Annotated in this window: 21 protein-coding genes; 2 read left to right on the forward strand and 19 right to left on the reverse strand. The window is 31.8% G+C overall.

The features are described 5' to 3' along the window. Nucleotides 1–40: 40 nt before the first annotated feature. The 16 genes from ACFWM3_RS04500 to ACFWM3_RS04575 form a co-directional block, all read right to left on the reverse strand. Nucleotides 41–616, reverse strand: a complete 576-nt coding sequence (locus ACFWM3_RS04500; RefSeq protein WP_056470573.1) for a GNAT family N-acetyltransferase — start codon at nucleotides 614–616, stop codon at nucleotides 41–43. Nucleotides 617–825: 209 nt separating this feature from the next. After that, nucleotides 826–1377, reverse strand: a complete 552-nt coding sequence (locus ACFWM3_RS04505; protein ID WP_390310461.1) for a GNAT family N-acetyltransferase — start codon at nucleotides 1375–1377, stop codon at nucleotides 826–828. A 35-nt stretch (nucleotides 1378–1412) separates the two neighbouring features. Continuing rightward, the gene (locus ACFWM3_RS04510) at nucleotides 1413–1838 is read right to left on the reverse strand and encodes a DUF4288 domain-containing protein (protein ID WP_390310462.1); all 426 of its coding nucleotides are present in this window, start codon (nucleotides 1836–1838) and stop codon (nucleotides 1413–1415) included. 109 nt (nucleotides 1839–1947) lie between these two features. Further along, nucleotides 1948–2403 (reverse strand): DinB family protein, encoded by a 456-nt coding sequence (locus ACFWM3_RS04515; RefSeq protein WP_390310660.1) that lies wholly within the window; start codon nucleotides 2401–2403, stop codon nucleotides 1948–1950. Between the two features lie 304 nt (nucleotides 2404–2707). After that, the gene (locus tag ACFWM3_RS04520; RefSeq protein ID WP_056470580.1) at nucleotides 2708–2905 is read right to left on the reverse strand and encodes a hypothetical protein; all 198 of its coding nucleotides are present in this window, start codon (nucleotides 2903–2905) and stop codon (nucleotides 2708–2710) included. 419 nt (nucleotides 2906–3324) lie between these two features. Then, nucleotides 3325–4155, reverse strand: a complete 831-nt coding sequence (gene hisJ / locus ACFWM3_RS04525; RefSeq protein WP_390310463.1) for a histidinol-phosphatase HisJ — start codon at nucleotides 4153–4155, stop codon at nucleotides 3325–3327. Then, nucleotides 4152–4799, reverse strand: coding sequence for a bifunctional phosphoribosyl-AMP cyclohydrolase/phosphoribosyl-ATP diphosphatase HisIE (gene hisIE / locus ACFWM3_RS04530; protein ID WP_390310464.1), 648 nt, complete (start codon nucleotides 4797–4799; stop codon nucleotides 4152–4154). The genes hisJ and hisIE overlap by 4 nt, the downstream gene beginning before the upstream one ends. Nucleotides 4800–4810: 11 nt before the next feature. After that, a complete protein-coding gene (hisF, locus tag ACFWM3_RS04535) occupies nucleotides 4811–5569 on the reverse strand; it encodes an imidazole glycerol phosphate synthase subunit HisF (RefSeq protein ID WP_390310466.1) in 759 nt (252 codons plus the stop codon). Further along, nucleotides 5539–6270: a 1-(5-phosphoribosyl)-5-[(5-phosphoribosylamino)methylideneamino]imidazole-4-carboxamide isomerase gene (gene hisA / locus ACFWM3_RS04540; protein ID WP_390310467.1), complete on the reverse strand. Its 732-nt coding sequence runs from the start codon at nucleotides 6268–6270 to the stop codon at nucleotides 5539–5541. Before hisA ends, hisF begins: the two co-directional genes overlap by 31 nt. Next, a complete protein-coding gene (gene hisH, locus ACFWM3_RS04545) occupies nucleotides 6248–6871 on the reverse strand; it encodes an imidazole glycerol phosphate synthase subunit HisH (protein ID WP_390310469.1) in 624 nt (207 codons plus the stop codon). Before hisH ends, hisA begins: the two co-directional genes overlap by 23 nt. Next, nucleotides 6872–7450 carry an imidazoleglycerol-phosphate dehydratase HisB gene (hisB, locus tag ACFWM3_RS04550; protein WP_390310470.1) on the reverse strand — a complete coding sequence of 193 codons (579 nt, stop codon included), beginning with the start codon at nucleotides 7448–7450 and terminating at the stop codon, nucleotides 6872–6874. Continuing rightward, nucleotides 7447–8733, reverse strand: coding sequence for a histidinol dehydrogenase (gene hisD, locus ACFWM3_RS04555; protein ID WP_390310662.1), 1287 nt, complete (start codon nucleotides 8731–8733; stop codon nucleotides 7447–7449). Before hisD ends, hisB begins: the two co-directional genes overlap by 4 nt. Continuing rightward, a complete protein-coding gene (gene hisG, locus ACFWM3_RS04560; protein WP_390310472.1) occupies nucleotides 8714–9361 on the reverse strand; it encodes an ATP phosphoribosyltransferase in 648 nt (215 codons plus the stop codon). The genes hisD and hisG overlap by 20 nt, the downstream gene beginning before the upstream one ends. After that, nucleotides 9358–10275 carry an ATP phosphoribosyltransferase regulatory subunit gene (locus tag ACFWM3_RS04565; protein WP_390310473.1) on the reverse strand — a complete coding sequence of 306 codons (918 nt, stop codon included), beginning with the start codon at nucleotides 10273–10275 and terminating at the stop codon, nucleotides 9358–9360. The genes hisG and ACFWM3_RS04565 overlap by 4 nt, the downstream gene beginning before the upstream one ends. Nucleotides 10276–10659: 384 nt before the next feature. Further along, nucleotides 10660–10836 carry a hypothetical protein gene (locus ACFWM3_RS04570; RefSeq protein ID WP_175403510.1) on the reverse strand — a complete coding sequence of 59 codons (177 nt, stop codon included), beginning with the start codon at nucleotides 10834–10836 and terminating at the stop codon, nucleotides 10660–10662. A gap of 163 nt (nucleotides 10837–10999) precedes the next feature. Next, nucleotides 11000–11686, reverse strand: coding sequence for an ArsR/SmtB family transcription factor (locus ACFWM3_RS04575; protein WP_390310475.1), 687 nt, complete (start codon nucleotides 11684–11686; stop codon nucleotides 11000–11002). 100 nt (nucleotides 11687–11786) lie between these two features. On the opposite strand from ACFWM3_RS04575, the gene ACFWM3_RS04580 reads away from it, so the two are divergent. Next, entirely contained in the window at nucleotides 11787–12398 is a 612-nt protein-coding gene (locus tag ACFWM3_RS04580; protein ID WP_390310477.1) for a flavin reductase family protein, read from the forward strand. A gap of 148 nt (nucleotides 12399–12546) precedes the next feature. Here the strand turns inward: ACFWM3_RS04580 and ACFWM3_RS04585 are convergent, their stop codons facing one another. The 3 genes from ACFWM3_RS04585 to ACFWM3_RS04595 all read right to left on the reverse strand — a co-directional run bounded on the left by ACFWM3_RS04585 (nucleotide 12547) and on the right by ACFWM3_RS04595 (nucleotide 13733). Then, complete coding sequence (locus tag ACFWM3_RS04585; RefSeq protein ID WP_390310479.1) at nucleotides 12547–13116, reverse strand: GNAT family N-acetyltransferase; 570 nt, start codon at nucleotides 13114–13116, stop codon at nucleotides 12547–12549. Between the two features lie 109 nt (nucleotides 13117–13225). Continuing rightward, nucleotides 13226–13357: a hypothetical protein gene (locus ACFWM3_RS04590; protein ID WP_390310480.1), complete on the reverse strand. Its 132-nt coding sequence runs from the start codon at nucleotides 13355–13357 to the stop codon at nucleotides 13226–13228. A 205-nt stretch (nucleotides 13358–13562) separates the two neighbouring features. Next, nucleotides 13563–13733, reverse strand: coding sequence for a hypothetical protein (locus ACFWM3_RS04595; protein ID WP_156339664.1), 171 nt, complete (start codon nucleotides 13731–13733; stop codon nucleotides 13563–13565). A gap of 265 nt (nucleotides 13734–13998) precedes the next feature. On the opposite strand from ACFWM3_RS04595, the gene ACFWM3_RS04600 reads away from it, so the two are divergent. Further along, on the forward strand, nucleotides 13999–14409 hold the full coding sequence (locus tag ACFWM3_RS04600) for a hypothetical protein (protein ID WP_056470627.1): 411 nt from the start codon (nucleotides 13999–14001) through the stop codon (nucleotides 14407–14409). The last annotated feature ends 143 nt before the right edge of the window (nucleotides 14410–14552 follow it).

The following is a 14552-nucleotide window of genomic DNA, read 5'->3' on the forward strand; positions in this document are numbered from 1 at the left end:
AAAACGACTGAGGTAATCAGTCGTTTTTGATTTCGCATTTTTATATGTCTTCTAAAAGATTTTGATTGCTATTATTTTCACCAAAGGTTAAAACTTCCTCTACTGGCTGATAAGATTCACCGTAAAAATGTGTATCCTTATATGTATGGATCATATTATATGTTTTTTTCATCGCTTTAAAAATCATTTCTTCACCCTCATTATTTGGAGACCAGTACAAAATCTCCATAGGGTTTATTTCTTGAGTTGCTAGTGAGCGTCTGCTATATCCAATCGACTGAGCATGCTCAAAACCTTCTCTTTTATAAAATCGAAGCCGTTTTTCAGTGTCTGTATCTTCATAATTAACTGGTTCAACCTCTAAAATAATCGGTTTGCCTTTTTTCTTTAGCTTATCAAGTAGTTTATACCCTAACCCCTGCCCACGGGCATCTTTTGAAACGAACAAGTAATCGATAAATACAAAATCATCAAGTTCCGCATACATTAAAACATGATGCGGACCTTCATCTTTATGGTAAATATCTGGCCGCTCTTTCAATAATGTTTCCATATGTTCCCTTGATTTCATTTCTTCAACTGGAAAATACTGATTTAGTTTTTCATACCAATGCATTGATATTCTCCTTTTCTTACATGCAGTTTATAGCATCACGCTAGACAAGTCATTATCTTAATGACCGCCCACTAACTCTACTTTCTCTTCATTTAACAAAGTAGTTATTAATATTTTTACCAAATAATTAGTAAATCCTTTCAAATGAAGTATTTGAAGTATTAATACTTTTCATGCAAGAAAAAAAGTTCATTGAACTGAAATTAACATTATTTCTTTAAAGAAACCCCATCTTCGGCTAACATACCATAAACGATGTGATCTACATAATGATCATACAACCATTCAGCATTCCTGATCCGACCTTCTTGAAGGAATCCTAATTTCTCAGGTATAGCACGGCTTTTTGTGTTTTCAACAGCTGCACGAATCTCGACCCGATTTAGCAATAGAGCTGTTAATGCATGATTAACAAATGCATGACATGCTTTTGTCATTATGCCTGATCCTTCAAACCCTTTTCCTAACCAATAACCGATACTTGTCGACCTATTTGACCAATCAATTTTATGAAATCCGATTACGCCAACAAGTTTTTCATTTGACCAAATACCAGCTTGAAATCCATTGTTTTCAGCAAATTGTTTCATTGTCGATTTTATAAAATTCTCTGTATCCTCAAGTTTTTTATTATATGCTATTAATGGTAACCACTCTTTTAAATGTTCCATTGAATTGATTGTTAATTTGTATAACTCTTCTGCATCTTGTAGAGTTAATAGCTTTAATTGCAAGTTTTCTTCAATTTTATAACTAAACATAATCATTTCTCCTATTAAATATAGTTTTATTCAACTTAATTGCCGACTTCTTTTTCATGAAATAAATCTCGGTCAATATATGAATTAACCTTTTCATTCGGCAAATCATGCGGAACCCTTATAAAGCGGGAAAATAGTTCAGTACCTGTTTCAAGTTTTTTAACAGATAAATTAAAGCAATCGATCAATTTTATGAACTTCCATTCTACTGTTTGATCATATTGATTTAAGTAATCTACTTCATTTTTTATTGCTTCTTTTTTACCAATTACATAAGCTTCTTCCTGAGAAGGTGCTTTTATAAGAAAAATGCTTTCCTCAAATGTCTTATGACCGTCACTGTCGTAATCTTCATCGATTTTTTCTGGTGAAGGATTTCCAGATATTTCACATGCAAATAACACTTTTACTGAAAACCATTCCCATTCATTTGAACTTTTTTTTCGTAATCTTTTTTTCATTTTTCCGCTCCTAATTTATTTCTATTGAAATAACAAGATAATCGATTAAGTAACTCCGTGTGTTTTTAAACAAAAAAAGACAGCTTTGAGCTGCCTCAGGTAGATTATATCAACGATGTGATGGCCACGATCCTTGCATTTTTCTATTTTGAATAATTTGTCCGGTATGGTAAGCGTCATGTAGTAATAGATCCATTAGTTTAACTTCAAAAGAATCTCTCATCAGTTCCTCATCTGTCATATTACTCACTAGCTGTCTTAAACTAACAGAGGACTTTTCCAAGCGTTCAACTACTTTCTTCCATTCGTTTTCTTCATTCGATTGTTCAGTAAGAAAGAAGGTTTGGTCGCCGTCTAGATTTTGTGTCCACTCTCTACCTTCTAGATTTGCTACAAGCCTCTCTTTGTAATATAGAAGATGATTAACATTTTCCCAAATTGATTTAGTTGCTTCTCCCATTGGTCTCCAACCAGCTTGTTCAACTGTAATTCCTTCAATAGCATCTTTTAGTGGCGCAAACCAACTTTCCTGATCATATGTTTTGTCTAATACGTTCAAAAACATTTCTTTTCGATTCAAAAAATCCCCACCTTTTTTAACCCTAATAATTTTAGAAATTACCCTGTTAAGTTTCCTCACAACTATTAAATTGTTATTAAAAAAGCAGGACTAAATTTGAATTAAATTATAACGTTCGTTTCATATTGAGGTCACCACTGTTTATTTATTCAACAAATGTCCATTTTTACCTTTTCTTTTTTTATTTTCTTATAACATTTGGAACTTTGGAATTAAACTTGTAGAAGTTAGCTGAAAATATCTATTTAAAAACCAAAAAGAGCCACAAGTATGACTCTCTTAGTAGTATTTAATATGAAGTTACAAATTGAATGACAAATAAAACTAAAAACACACCAGAAAGTACACTAACTTTTTGAAACTTTGTTCTTTTTTCAAACCAGTCCCATCTTTGTTTCTTGTTATCAACAAGTCCAAAATGAAACATCAAATAATCGATAGTACTCATTAATAAAGCCCCTAATACCAACCAAATAATATTCGACATTCGAATTCTCCTTTTATATAAACTATATTCAAAAAAGATTTCATATTTTTCTTAATTATATATCAACGGTTGATATTTGTAATTTGGGGGAATTTCACTATATTGAGGATTAAATGAGTATGTAAAAACGGGAAAACATGAAATTTGATTACTCATAAAGAGCTCATGAGTTAGTTAAATGGCAAATTGATACAAATTACTTACTCTTAAAGGGCTCATGAGTTAGCAAAAAAGGGAAAATATGAAAATAACTTACTCATAGCAGTCTCATGAGTAAGTTATTTTACAAATTGGTGTATATTACTTACTCATAATGAGGTAATGAGTTAGTTAAATAGTAAACAGATGGTAAATTACTTACTCATATAAGGCCTGACAAATCAGTTTCCCCTTTTTAAATCTGTAATACCAATTAATCGTCAGCTAAATTTTTTACTATTTGAAAAATAAACATCATATCCTCTTCCAACATCTTTTACACTATGAGAATCTGATCCATACATTAACTCTATATTTAAGGACTTCGCAATTTCAACGACATGGTTTGGTGGATAGGTTTCACCACAATACTCTTTAAATAATCCTGCAGTATTATAGTCTAAGATATAATTTTTTTCTTTTACTAGCTTTAATAGTTCAATTTGTTTATTTAGTATTTTTTCCGTATCCTCGCATTTCAAAAATTGCTTAAATTTATTGCATAAAGTCATATGTCCTATTCGTTTTGGTTTAAATGGACCAAAATCATCAATGATTGATTGTTTTACTACATCGTAATAAGCAAGTTGAAACTCTTTTGCACTACCATAGTAATTTACTAAACCAGAAAGAGTATCTTCAGCTTTATAATCTATACAATGCCATCCATTTATTCCTTCCAAGTAATGAACTGACAAAAGTCCTGTGTCACAATATTTACCGTATTCTTTTAAGAAGTCTTTAAACCATACTGATTCACTCGGTAAATAATCGTATTCAAATCCAATTTTTATACGAATTCGATCCTTGTACTGATCTCTTACTTTATACATTTCTTTAATATATTCGTCTACCTCATTTTCAGACATCGCAAGTGATGCAACTGCTTCATTTGGCTTTAAGCAGTTTTGAAATGATGATGGTACTGGTGTGTGCTCAGTGATATGGTATTCATCAAACCCAAGTTCAATCGCTTTTTCGATCATTAATTGTACGTCATCGCCACTTCCATGCGGACAATATTGTGTATGAGTGTGCCCATCAATTTTCAAGATTTTACTTTCTCCTTCCTATTTATTAAGCAATTGTTTATTTCTTCAAGTTTTATTCCTTTTTCCACCATTAAGACAATTGTGTGATAGACAAGATCACTAATTTCATAAATTAATTCTTCAGTTCCTTCATTTTTAGCTCCAATAATTACTTCGCTTGTCTCTTCCCCTACTTTTTTCAATATCTTATCTATCCCCTGATTAAATAAATATGTAGTATAAGATCCTTCAATTGGATTCTTTTTTCGATCTTGTATCGTTTCATAGAGATTCGGTAAATAACTAAATGATTTATTCTGAACAATATTCTTTTCTTGTTTTAAAGTTAATTTTTCGGAAAAACAACTGTAGCTTCCTGTGTGGCAAGCTACACCTACTTGTTCAACCTGAAGTAAAACTGAATCTTGGTCACAATCATAAGAAATTGATTTGACATATTGAAGATTCCCTGATGTTTCCCCTTTTTTCCAGATTGACCTACGACTTCTACTAAAAAATGTTGCAAATCCAGTATCGATTGTGAGTTTAATTGATTCATTATTCATATATGCCAACATTAATACTTCTTTCGAATCAATATCTTGCACAATTGCTGGTACTAAACCTTGTTCATTAAAGCGAATTTTTTCAATATCAAAAAACATGTTTTCTCCTCCTATAGTCGAACTGGAATATTTTTTTCATTTAAATAGTCTTTTAATTCACTAATTTTGATCTCTCCAAAATGGAATACTGATGCAGCTAAAACCCCATCGACGTTTGCATATTCAATCGCATCATAAAAATGTTCTACTTTGCCAGCCCCACCAGATGCGATAACAGGTACATTAACTGCATTTGTAATTTTTTGCAGCAACCTGATATCAAATCCCCTTTTCATGCCATCTTCATCAATACTATTTAAGACAATTTCACCCGCTCCAAGTTCCACACCTTTTTTAGCCCATTCAATCGCATCCCATTCAGTCTCTTTCCGACCACCATTTATAAACACTTTATAATTGCCATCTTTATTTAACTTTGCATCAATTGAAAGCACAACACATTGCGATCCAAAACGTTCAGATGCTTCTTTAATTAAATTCGGATTTAAAATTGCGGCAGAATTGATCGATACTTTATCGGCACCATTTCTTAATAGTTTTGTAAAATCATCAATCGAACGCACTCCACCACCAACACTGAAAGGAATACGCAATTCCTTCGCTACTTCTGAAACAAATTTCAATGATATATCTCTTTCTTCATTTGAAGCCGTAATATCATAAAATACTAGCTCGTCAGCACCATTCTCACTATAATATTTTCCTAGTTTTATAGGTGAGTCAACATCTTGAATACTTGAAAACTGTTTTCCTTTCACGACTCGTCCATTACGAACATCTAAGCACGGTATAATTCTTCTTGCAAGCATTTAAGTGCCTCCTCAACTGTAAATTTTCCTTCATATAATGCTTTACCAGAAATCGCACCATAAATCTTTAACTTTCGAAGTGACATCAGGTCATTGATCGAGCTCACTCCACCTGAAGCGATAATATTTAAATTTGTTTCGTCGGCTAATCTTTTATATGCTTCTAGATTAGGTCCACTTAACATGCCGTCCTTAGAAATATCAGTGTATACAACTGTTTTCACTCCGAGTTGCTCTAGCTGTTTACAAAATTCAAAGCTATCTTGATTTGTCGACTCTTCCCATCCATTTATGGCTACAAGACTGTTTTTTGCATCTACTCCTACAATGACTCGATCACCGTATTTTAAAACAGCTTGTTCTAAAAGTTGTCTATTATTAATTGCCGCTGTACCTATAATAACTTTTTCAACACCTAATTCTAACCAGAATGAAATCGAATCAAGTGTTCTTATTCCTCCACCTAACTGAATGTTTAAATTCGTTTTTTGAATGATTTCTTTTATTATAGAAGCATTTTTCCGTTCTCCAGTTCTTGCTCCATCCAAATCAACAATATGTAATACTTTTGCACCTGCTTTTTCAAAATCTAACGCAACTTCAAGTGGTGAACTCTTATAAATTACTTTCTTATTAAAATCTCCTTGCTCAAGGCGAACACAATTACCGTCCTTTAAATCAATTGCTGGATATAGAATCATATAAACACATCTCCTTAAATGCTTTTAATAAATTTAGACCTGTTTCTGCACTTTTTTCAGGATGAAATTGCATTCCGTAAATATTATCGGATTTAATTATTGCTGGGATCTTAACTCCATATTCGGAATAAGCTAAAAGTTCATCATTTGTTGAACTAATATAAAATGAGTGTACAAAATAGACATACTCACCTTCATTTACATATTTTAATAATGATTCTTGTTTAGTAAAATTCAATTTGTTCCAGCCCATATGTGGCACTTTTACAATGTCAGGTATACGTTTTACCTTACCTTTAATTAACCCAAGCCCCTTTGCCCCAAAGTTTTCTTCACTAAATTCATATAGTAATTGCATTCCTAGGCAAATCCCTAAAATAGGTGTACCGCTTTTTGCCTTAGACTTTATACAATCTACTAAATTAAGTCGATTTAATTCGTTCATCGCTGCTTCATATGCCCCAACACCTGGTAGAATAATAGTAGAAGCTTGCTCAATCAATTCAATTTCATTCGTAATGACTACAGGAAAATCAATTTCTTCACATGCTCTTTTTAATGAATCTAAATTACCTACACCATAATCAATAATAATATTCACTTATAACATTCCTTTCGTGGAAGGTAATTTAGTCGAAGTTATTTCAACTGCTTGTTTTACTGCTCTACCAAATGCTTTAAATAAAGCTTCAATTTTGTGATGATCATTTTCTCCATATAAAACTTCCATATGACAATTCATTCTAGCTTCAGAGCTTAATGATTTAAAAAATTCTTTGAAATTTTGTGTATCAATATTCCCAATTCGTTCTCTTACCGTTCGATCAATATAAACAAGATATGGTCTCCCACTAAAATCGACGACAACTCTTGCTAACGTTTCATCCATTGGAATATAGAAAGAACCGTAACGATTAATGCCAATTTTTTCGTCTAACGCTATTAATAGCGCTTTTCCTAACGCGATACCAACATCTTCTGTAGTGTGATGATCATCTACTTCAAGATCACCTTCACAAAATACTTCTAAGTTTATTTCGCTATGGAATGAAAATAACGTTAACATATGATCTAAAAAACCAATGCCAGTTTGAATCGTACTTTCTCCATCGCCATCTAAATTTAATTTCAAACGAATATTTGTTTCATTTGTTTGTCTTGTTATCATTGCAGTTCTCACTTGGAATCCTCCTCAAATCGAATACTAATTGCTTTACCGTGACCAAATAGTCCTTCTTCTTCTGCGATTACTTCAATATGTTTTCTAGCTTCACTTAAGGCAGCCTTATTGTAATAAACAACAGATGTTTTCTTTTGAAAATCATTTACATTTAAGGGTGAGGTAAATCTTGCAGTTCCACTAGTCGGTAATGTATGATTTGTTCCGGCAAAGTAATCACCCACAGGCTCTGGAGTATAGTCTCCTAAAAAAATAGCACCAGCATTTTTAACTTTATGAACGATCGACTCTGGATTCTTTATCATTAACTCAAGATGTTCAGGTGCTAGCTTATTAACAAGCTCTATTCCTTCCTCGATCGTTTTAACGACGATAATGGCTCCATAATTTTCGAAAGAGCTTTTAATAATTTCTTTTCTTGGTTGTTCTTCTAATAAGTTTGGTATTTCTTGCTGTATTTTTTGTGCAAACTCTTCTGAATTCGTAATAACAATACTTGATGCCATTTCATCATGCTCTGCCTGTGCCATTAAGTCAGCAGTAATAAATCTTGGATTGGCTGTTTCATCTGCTAATATGACAACTTCAGTTGGACCTGCAACCATATCAATTCCAACTATTCCTGAAACACTTTTCTTAGCAAGCGCCACATAAATATTGCCAGGACCAACTATTTTATCTACTTTTTCAATTGATTCAGTACCATAAGCCAGTGCCCCAATTGCTTGCGCTCCACCAATTTTTAATACTTTTGTAACACCAGCTAATTTCGCAGCTACTAAAATTGATGCCTTAATTTTCCCTTCTTTATTTGGTGGCGTTACAATGACAATTTCATTCACTCCTGCTATTTTTGCAGGAATCACATTCATTAAAACTGTTGATGGGTATGCTGCTTTTCCACCTGGGATATACACACCAACTCTTTCAATCGGATTAATTAATTGTTGAACATATGAATTTTTATCATTTATTTTATAACCATCTTGCAGTTGCTTTTCATGATATGCCTCTATATTTTTCTTAGCTTCAATCAATGCATTTACTAAACTTTTATCAGTCTGTTCTAGAGCTTCATTAAACTCATCTTCACTTACTTCGAAGCTATTTAGCTTGACCTCATCATAAATTAAAGAGTACCTGCGAATTGCTTCATCTCCATTTTCTTTCACATTTAATAAAATTTTTTCTACGCTTTTTGTGATCTCAACAGTGGGTAAATTCGTTCGGTTTATAATACTTTCAAGTTTCTCGCTTTTATGATTAATCGATAAAATTTCCAGCATATATGTTCCTACCCTTCTTTATTTTTTCTATAAATTCAGTAATACGGAAATAGTTAAATCGATAACTAACCCGATTTGAAATCACTCTAGCACTGATTGCAATCATTTCTTCTAAGATGACTAATCCATTGGCTTTTAAAGTACTTCCTGTTTCTACTAAATCAACAATAATGTCTGACATTCCTACAATTGGTGCCAATTCAACAGAACCGTTTAAATAAATCAGTTCAATATTTTGCCTAAACTGGAAATACTTCGAAGTAATATTTGGATATTTTGTCGCAACTCTTAACGTTTCATCACCTCGATCAATTAACGTTCCTGGAAAACCCGCTGCTGCAAAAATGCATTTTCCAAGTTCTAAATCCATCAACTCATATACATCTTTCTCTTGTTCTAGCAGAATGTCTTTTCCTACAAAACCAAGATCGCAAACTCCTCGTTCAACATATGTAGCGACATCCACAGGTTTCACTACTAAATATTTAATTTTATGAACTTCATCTTCAAAAATTAGTTTTCTTGTTTTAGAATCAATTACTTTTCGGTAACCAGACTGACTTAATATTTTAATAACCTCTTCTTCAAGTCTTCCTTTTGCAACTGCAACTGTTAGCCAATTCACTTTACATCCCTCATTTGACATGTTATCCAAGCATTTGTATCAATCGAAAATCCGATTGCATCTATACTGTTTTCCGAATCTTCAGACACCAAAAGATAGCGTCCTCCACTTAAAACCTCTTTATTTAACTGATCATAATACCCTTTAAAAACGATTCCGTCATAATAATCAAATTCATTTACGATCGATAAATCGAGAAGAATATTAGGACTAATTTCTTGAAATTTGATTACCTTCTCAACAGCATTTTCCATTTCATTATTTAATACTAGGCTTCTAAGTAATGAATGAAGTTTTTCTCCTTTACCTTGTAAACTAAATAACTGTTCAAAAACATTTCTAGCTTGAAACGGTAAATTAATTGACTGAATAAATCGTTCTAATTCATCTATGTTTTTTAAATAAATTAGCTTTTTCAATTTATTTTTTTGCGATTCGGTTAAATTACATTCTTTAAATAATCCTTCGATAAACCCCGTATGCCCGATTTCTAAAATAAAAGGAACTTTGCTTAGCAAATCAATTGCCATAATAACTACTTCTATTTCAGATGCTTCAGTAATTTGCCCTAAATTTTCAATACCAAATTGATTTATTTCTTCAAGCTCTACTCCATTATTTCGATAGATTGTTGATTGATAAAATACTTTACATTTCTCTTCCTTAAGCGCGATCGGATAAATTTCTTTCATCAATGCACTTGTTAAATCGGGTCTTAACAATAAAATTTGCTGTAACCGTGTTAAAACAACAACTAAGTCTTCTCTAGCTAATCTTGGGTTTCGACTTGAAAATGAATCATACTCTTCGAATAGCTGAGGATGAAACGGGATATATCCTCGCTCTAATGCATAATCTTCCATTTTCCTTTTATATCGATAATTGACTAATGACTGCTTTAATTTTCCATCCATTGAACATTCCCCCTTCTAGAAAAAACAAAAAGGCCATACAGGTTAAATGCCTGTATGGCCTTCTGGCACGACACAAGCACCTTTTTCGTAACACGAAGAGGGCTTGCATCTACGGTCAATTTTTGTCCATAGATTCAAACCCTGGGTGGATGATGATGTTGTAGCCCATTATTCGTGCGTGCGAAAAACATGTTCATGTCTCCTTTTTCGTTTTATTTTTATTCATCTTAATGAATTTGATATAAGTTGTCAATCCCTTTTGAAAAATAAAAATTTTGAAAGGGTTTACATTAGGATTTTTTAATTTTTTGAAACTATTAAACTAAAATGAGATTTATTCTAATAACAAGCGTCTCTGATCTAGTAAACTATCGAGTTAAAACTTTACTTAGTAAAAAGATAATAAATAACATAAAACCAACTAAAAAAACCGTGAATTATTGCCCAGAGAACTGATTTATGAATACTCCAAGATATTGTAATGGCTAAAGCAGAACCGAAAGTAATAACACTTTTTGAACCAACTGGAACATTATGTCTTTTTTCTGACCTTTCTTTCATAGCTCAAACCCCATTTCACTGAACCATTATTTTCTTTTGTTAATATTTATTCTTCAGTGAAAAGTTTATTCTCTTCAGGTATTAATATTCTCTAATTGCTTAGCCATCCGTTCTTATTATCAGCGTATCTGCTTTTTCAGGTTGATTTTCGTAAATAGTTACTTTAAATATCAAAAGAAAAGATTTCGTTAAATCCTTTTTTTCCTTCAAAAGTTATTTTTATGGCTCTTGTTTTTGGCATACGTTGAATCCAATTTAATTCTAAAAATCTTTCAAGAAGCGCATTTCCCAATGCTCCACCAATGTGGTAACGTCTTTCACTCCAATCTAAACATTTATGTGTAAATGATCGACGCTTCTTCTTAATTTTTTCAAGATCAATTTGAAAATCAGTAAAGAATCTCTCACCTTTTTCCGTAACAATAAATCCTTGGCTTTCTTCATTTATAACGCCCAAGTTAATTAAAGAATCAGTTAATAGCACCCCAAACTTACCAGCAGGATGATCGTAACACGTTCTTGCAAAACGAATTGCTGTATTTTCTGAAGCTTGTTTTAAAGACCTAATTTCAATTGGAGGGGCTATTGATAATAATGTCTCCAATATATGAGCAACTTCCTGATTTCGAATACCGTAGTAACGATGTCTCCCTTGTTTTTCTACGCTAACTAATTTCGCATCGACTAATTTTGCTAAATGAAAACTAGCCGTTTGTGGCTTTATTCCAGCCATATATGCCAGTTCGCTAGCAGGATGAAATCTACCATCTAAAAGGACAGTTAATATTGCTGCACGTGAAGTTTCACTTACAAGTGTAGCAACCACTGCTACATTAGGATTTGCATTCATTTTTATTCTCCTCCCGTTATGTAATCCATATTTCGATGATAATTGAACTATTTATATTCTACAATAAATTTTGAAATACATAATTATTAGGAGGAAAAAAATGAATCATTTTACAAATACAAAGTTGATTAGACCCAAAATTCTATACTATGGAACACCTGTGATTTTGCTAAATACAATGAATGAGGATGGAACAGTCAATATTAGTCCTATGTCTTCTTCATGGGCTTTAGGAGATTGCATAATATTAGGAATTGGACTTGGAGGAAAAGCTATTGAAAATTTACAGCGACATCCTGAATGTGTAATCAATGTACCTAACCCTTTATTATGGGAGAATGTTGAATTTTTAGCCCCTTATACGGGAAAAAATCCCGTTCCTGACGCTAAGAAAGATATAGGATTTACATATGAAAAAGAAAAATACAATATCAGTAAATTAACTGCTACAGAGTCACAAACCGTAAAACCTACACGAATAACGGAATGCCCAATTCAAATCGAGGCAATTGTAAAACACATTCGTATCCCTGAACATTCACCTGAATTTGCAATTGTTGAGACACAAGTTTTACATGTACATGCTCATAATGAAATCATCATTGAAGAAAATCATATTGATCCAGATAAATGGAGTCCACTAATATATAATTTCCGTCATTATTTCGGTCTCGGAAATAAGTTAGGTAAAACTTTTCGTTCGGAAATATAGTAAAGAATTAAATAAAAAAGTCAGATTCCAAATTGTTAGGAATCTGACTTCATTCTTAATATTTTAAAAGGAAATAAAAAATTTTAATTCCTATTCTTTAACAAGTGCATGTTTTAGTTGAAAAAGAAATTTCATTTTTATGTAAACATCATTTTTTCTGAACTTTAATTAATCCATCTTTTTCTATGAAATCATTCCACTCTTCCCGTAATAACCCCATACGAATCGAGTCAAAATATGTTCCATCATAGAAACGACATTTTCTTAATCGTGCTTCCATCGTCATTCCTAATTTTTCTCCAACTTTAATCATACGATGATTTCCAGACCATGTTGTGTACCCTACACGCACAAGAGGCAATGTATTAAATAAATGATTAATCCAAAGTTTTAAAGCTCTAGTACCAAAACCCCCACTCCAATATTTTGGATCATAAATACCAATTCCCATCTCAAGCCAATTAGATGGTTTATGTTCCCAATAGTAACTAACTATTCCAATGACATTTCCATCTACCTCAATAATCCATTTATCCTCTTGGTTTACAATAGTATTCTTATTTTTTAAATAGTCTTCAAAAGTAACAGCTTTGTGTTCAAAATATGGTGCATCCCATTTCTTCCACTCTGGTGAACTTTCTTTATACGTTAATGTCCAAAGTGAAAATAAATCCTCTTCATTAATAGGTCTAATTCGTAGTGTCAAATCGTTATACAACCAAACTCCTCCACCTCTCATATTGATTTAAAAAAATATATTAGTAATCTTGAATTAACATATGTTTGGGTTGGTTAAGCATAAAGTTCAATTAACACAAAAGGATCTCTTATTTTAAACGTTCGTGTAATTTTTTTATTTCTTCGGTTTGTGCAATGACATTATTATTCAATTTTCTAACTGCATCAAATACTAAAAAAATACCAATAAAAATTACAAATCCAATCAGAGAACTCATCATAATATTTTATTCCTTCTTTCTATTAAATTATTTATCTATATCTTGAACCTTTAATTTCTTATAAAGCCAACTATCTTTAAATTATTATTATTCATTTCATTTCTTATATTTTTTTTAGTTGAATTAGTTAAAGAATACTGTAAGCTTACACTCTGTATACAATGCTGTCAGGTCTTGTACAACTTAAGCATGTATCAGTTCATTCTTATTCTAGTTTACTCTCTATCTCATTTAGTTTTTTATGGATTTTAACAAGTAAAATAAGTATATGTATAGGAATTCCAATCGCAAGGCCCACTAATGGTGCAAAAGGACCAACAAAAAAGATTGATACAAGTATTGCAGTTATATAAATAAATACAATTACTGTTGTCATATAAACACACCTTTTTCATTAATTACACCATAAATTTCCATTAATTTTTAACAGCTGCGTTTAGTTTTGCGTATTTGATTTCTTCATTTGACTCATGGTTTAGCTCGCTCGTAATGGTGATGTATCAGTTACTTATCCAGGCTTGTTTCTAGCAATTTTCTTTTAAATCTTACTTTTCTTATCAACAAAATGGCAGGATAGTAGAATTAGAATATGGGATTTTATGGTAAAATATTTATATTACTAGATATAAAGGGGAATACATATGAAGAAATTAGTATTAGTATTATCAATCACTGCAATTTTAGCTGGTGGTTGTTCAAATGAAGAAAAGAAAGATGTAGTTGTTAAGAAACCACAAGTTTCAAATAAACAGAACGATGTTAGCCCTACACAACTAAAACCTAGTGAAAATGGGGCTCCTATAAAAATGAAAGAAATTGGAGATGGTCATAACATCGTCTATGAAAAATTTGAAGTAAGTTCAACCAAAGATGGTTGGGTATATTTCAGAGCAATTAACCTCAAAAATTCTATGTTACGTCTTACAGATGAGCAAATTAAATCATTTGGAATCAAAAATTTCAAAGCTGGAGATACTTATCAAATTGGTTGGTGGGCAAAAGATTGGAATGCTCAATCTTTTAACAACATAAAAATGTTTAAACAAATTTAACACGCAATAAAACGAATTTGTATTAAGAACATACTTGATTTCTTATTCAACAATCGCATTGCATAAGTTAAACTACAAAAAGAGGAAGATCCTATGATTTTCCTCTTTTTGTATAAATTATTTTTGATGAAAAACAAATGTTT

This window comes from Gottfriedia sp. NPDC058432, assembly GCF_042721555.1.
In the GTDB taxonomy this organism is placed as follows: domain Bacteria; phylum Bacillota; class Bacilli; order Bacillales; family Bacillaceae_G; genus Gottfriedia.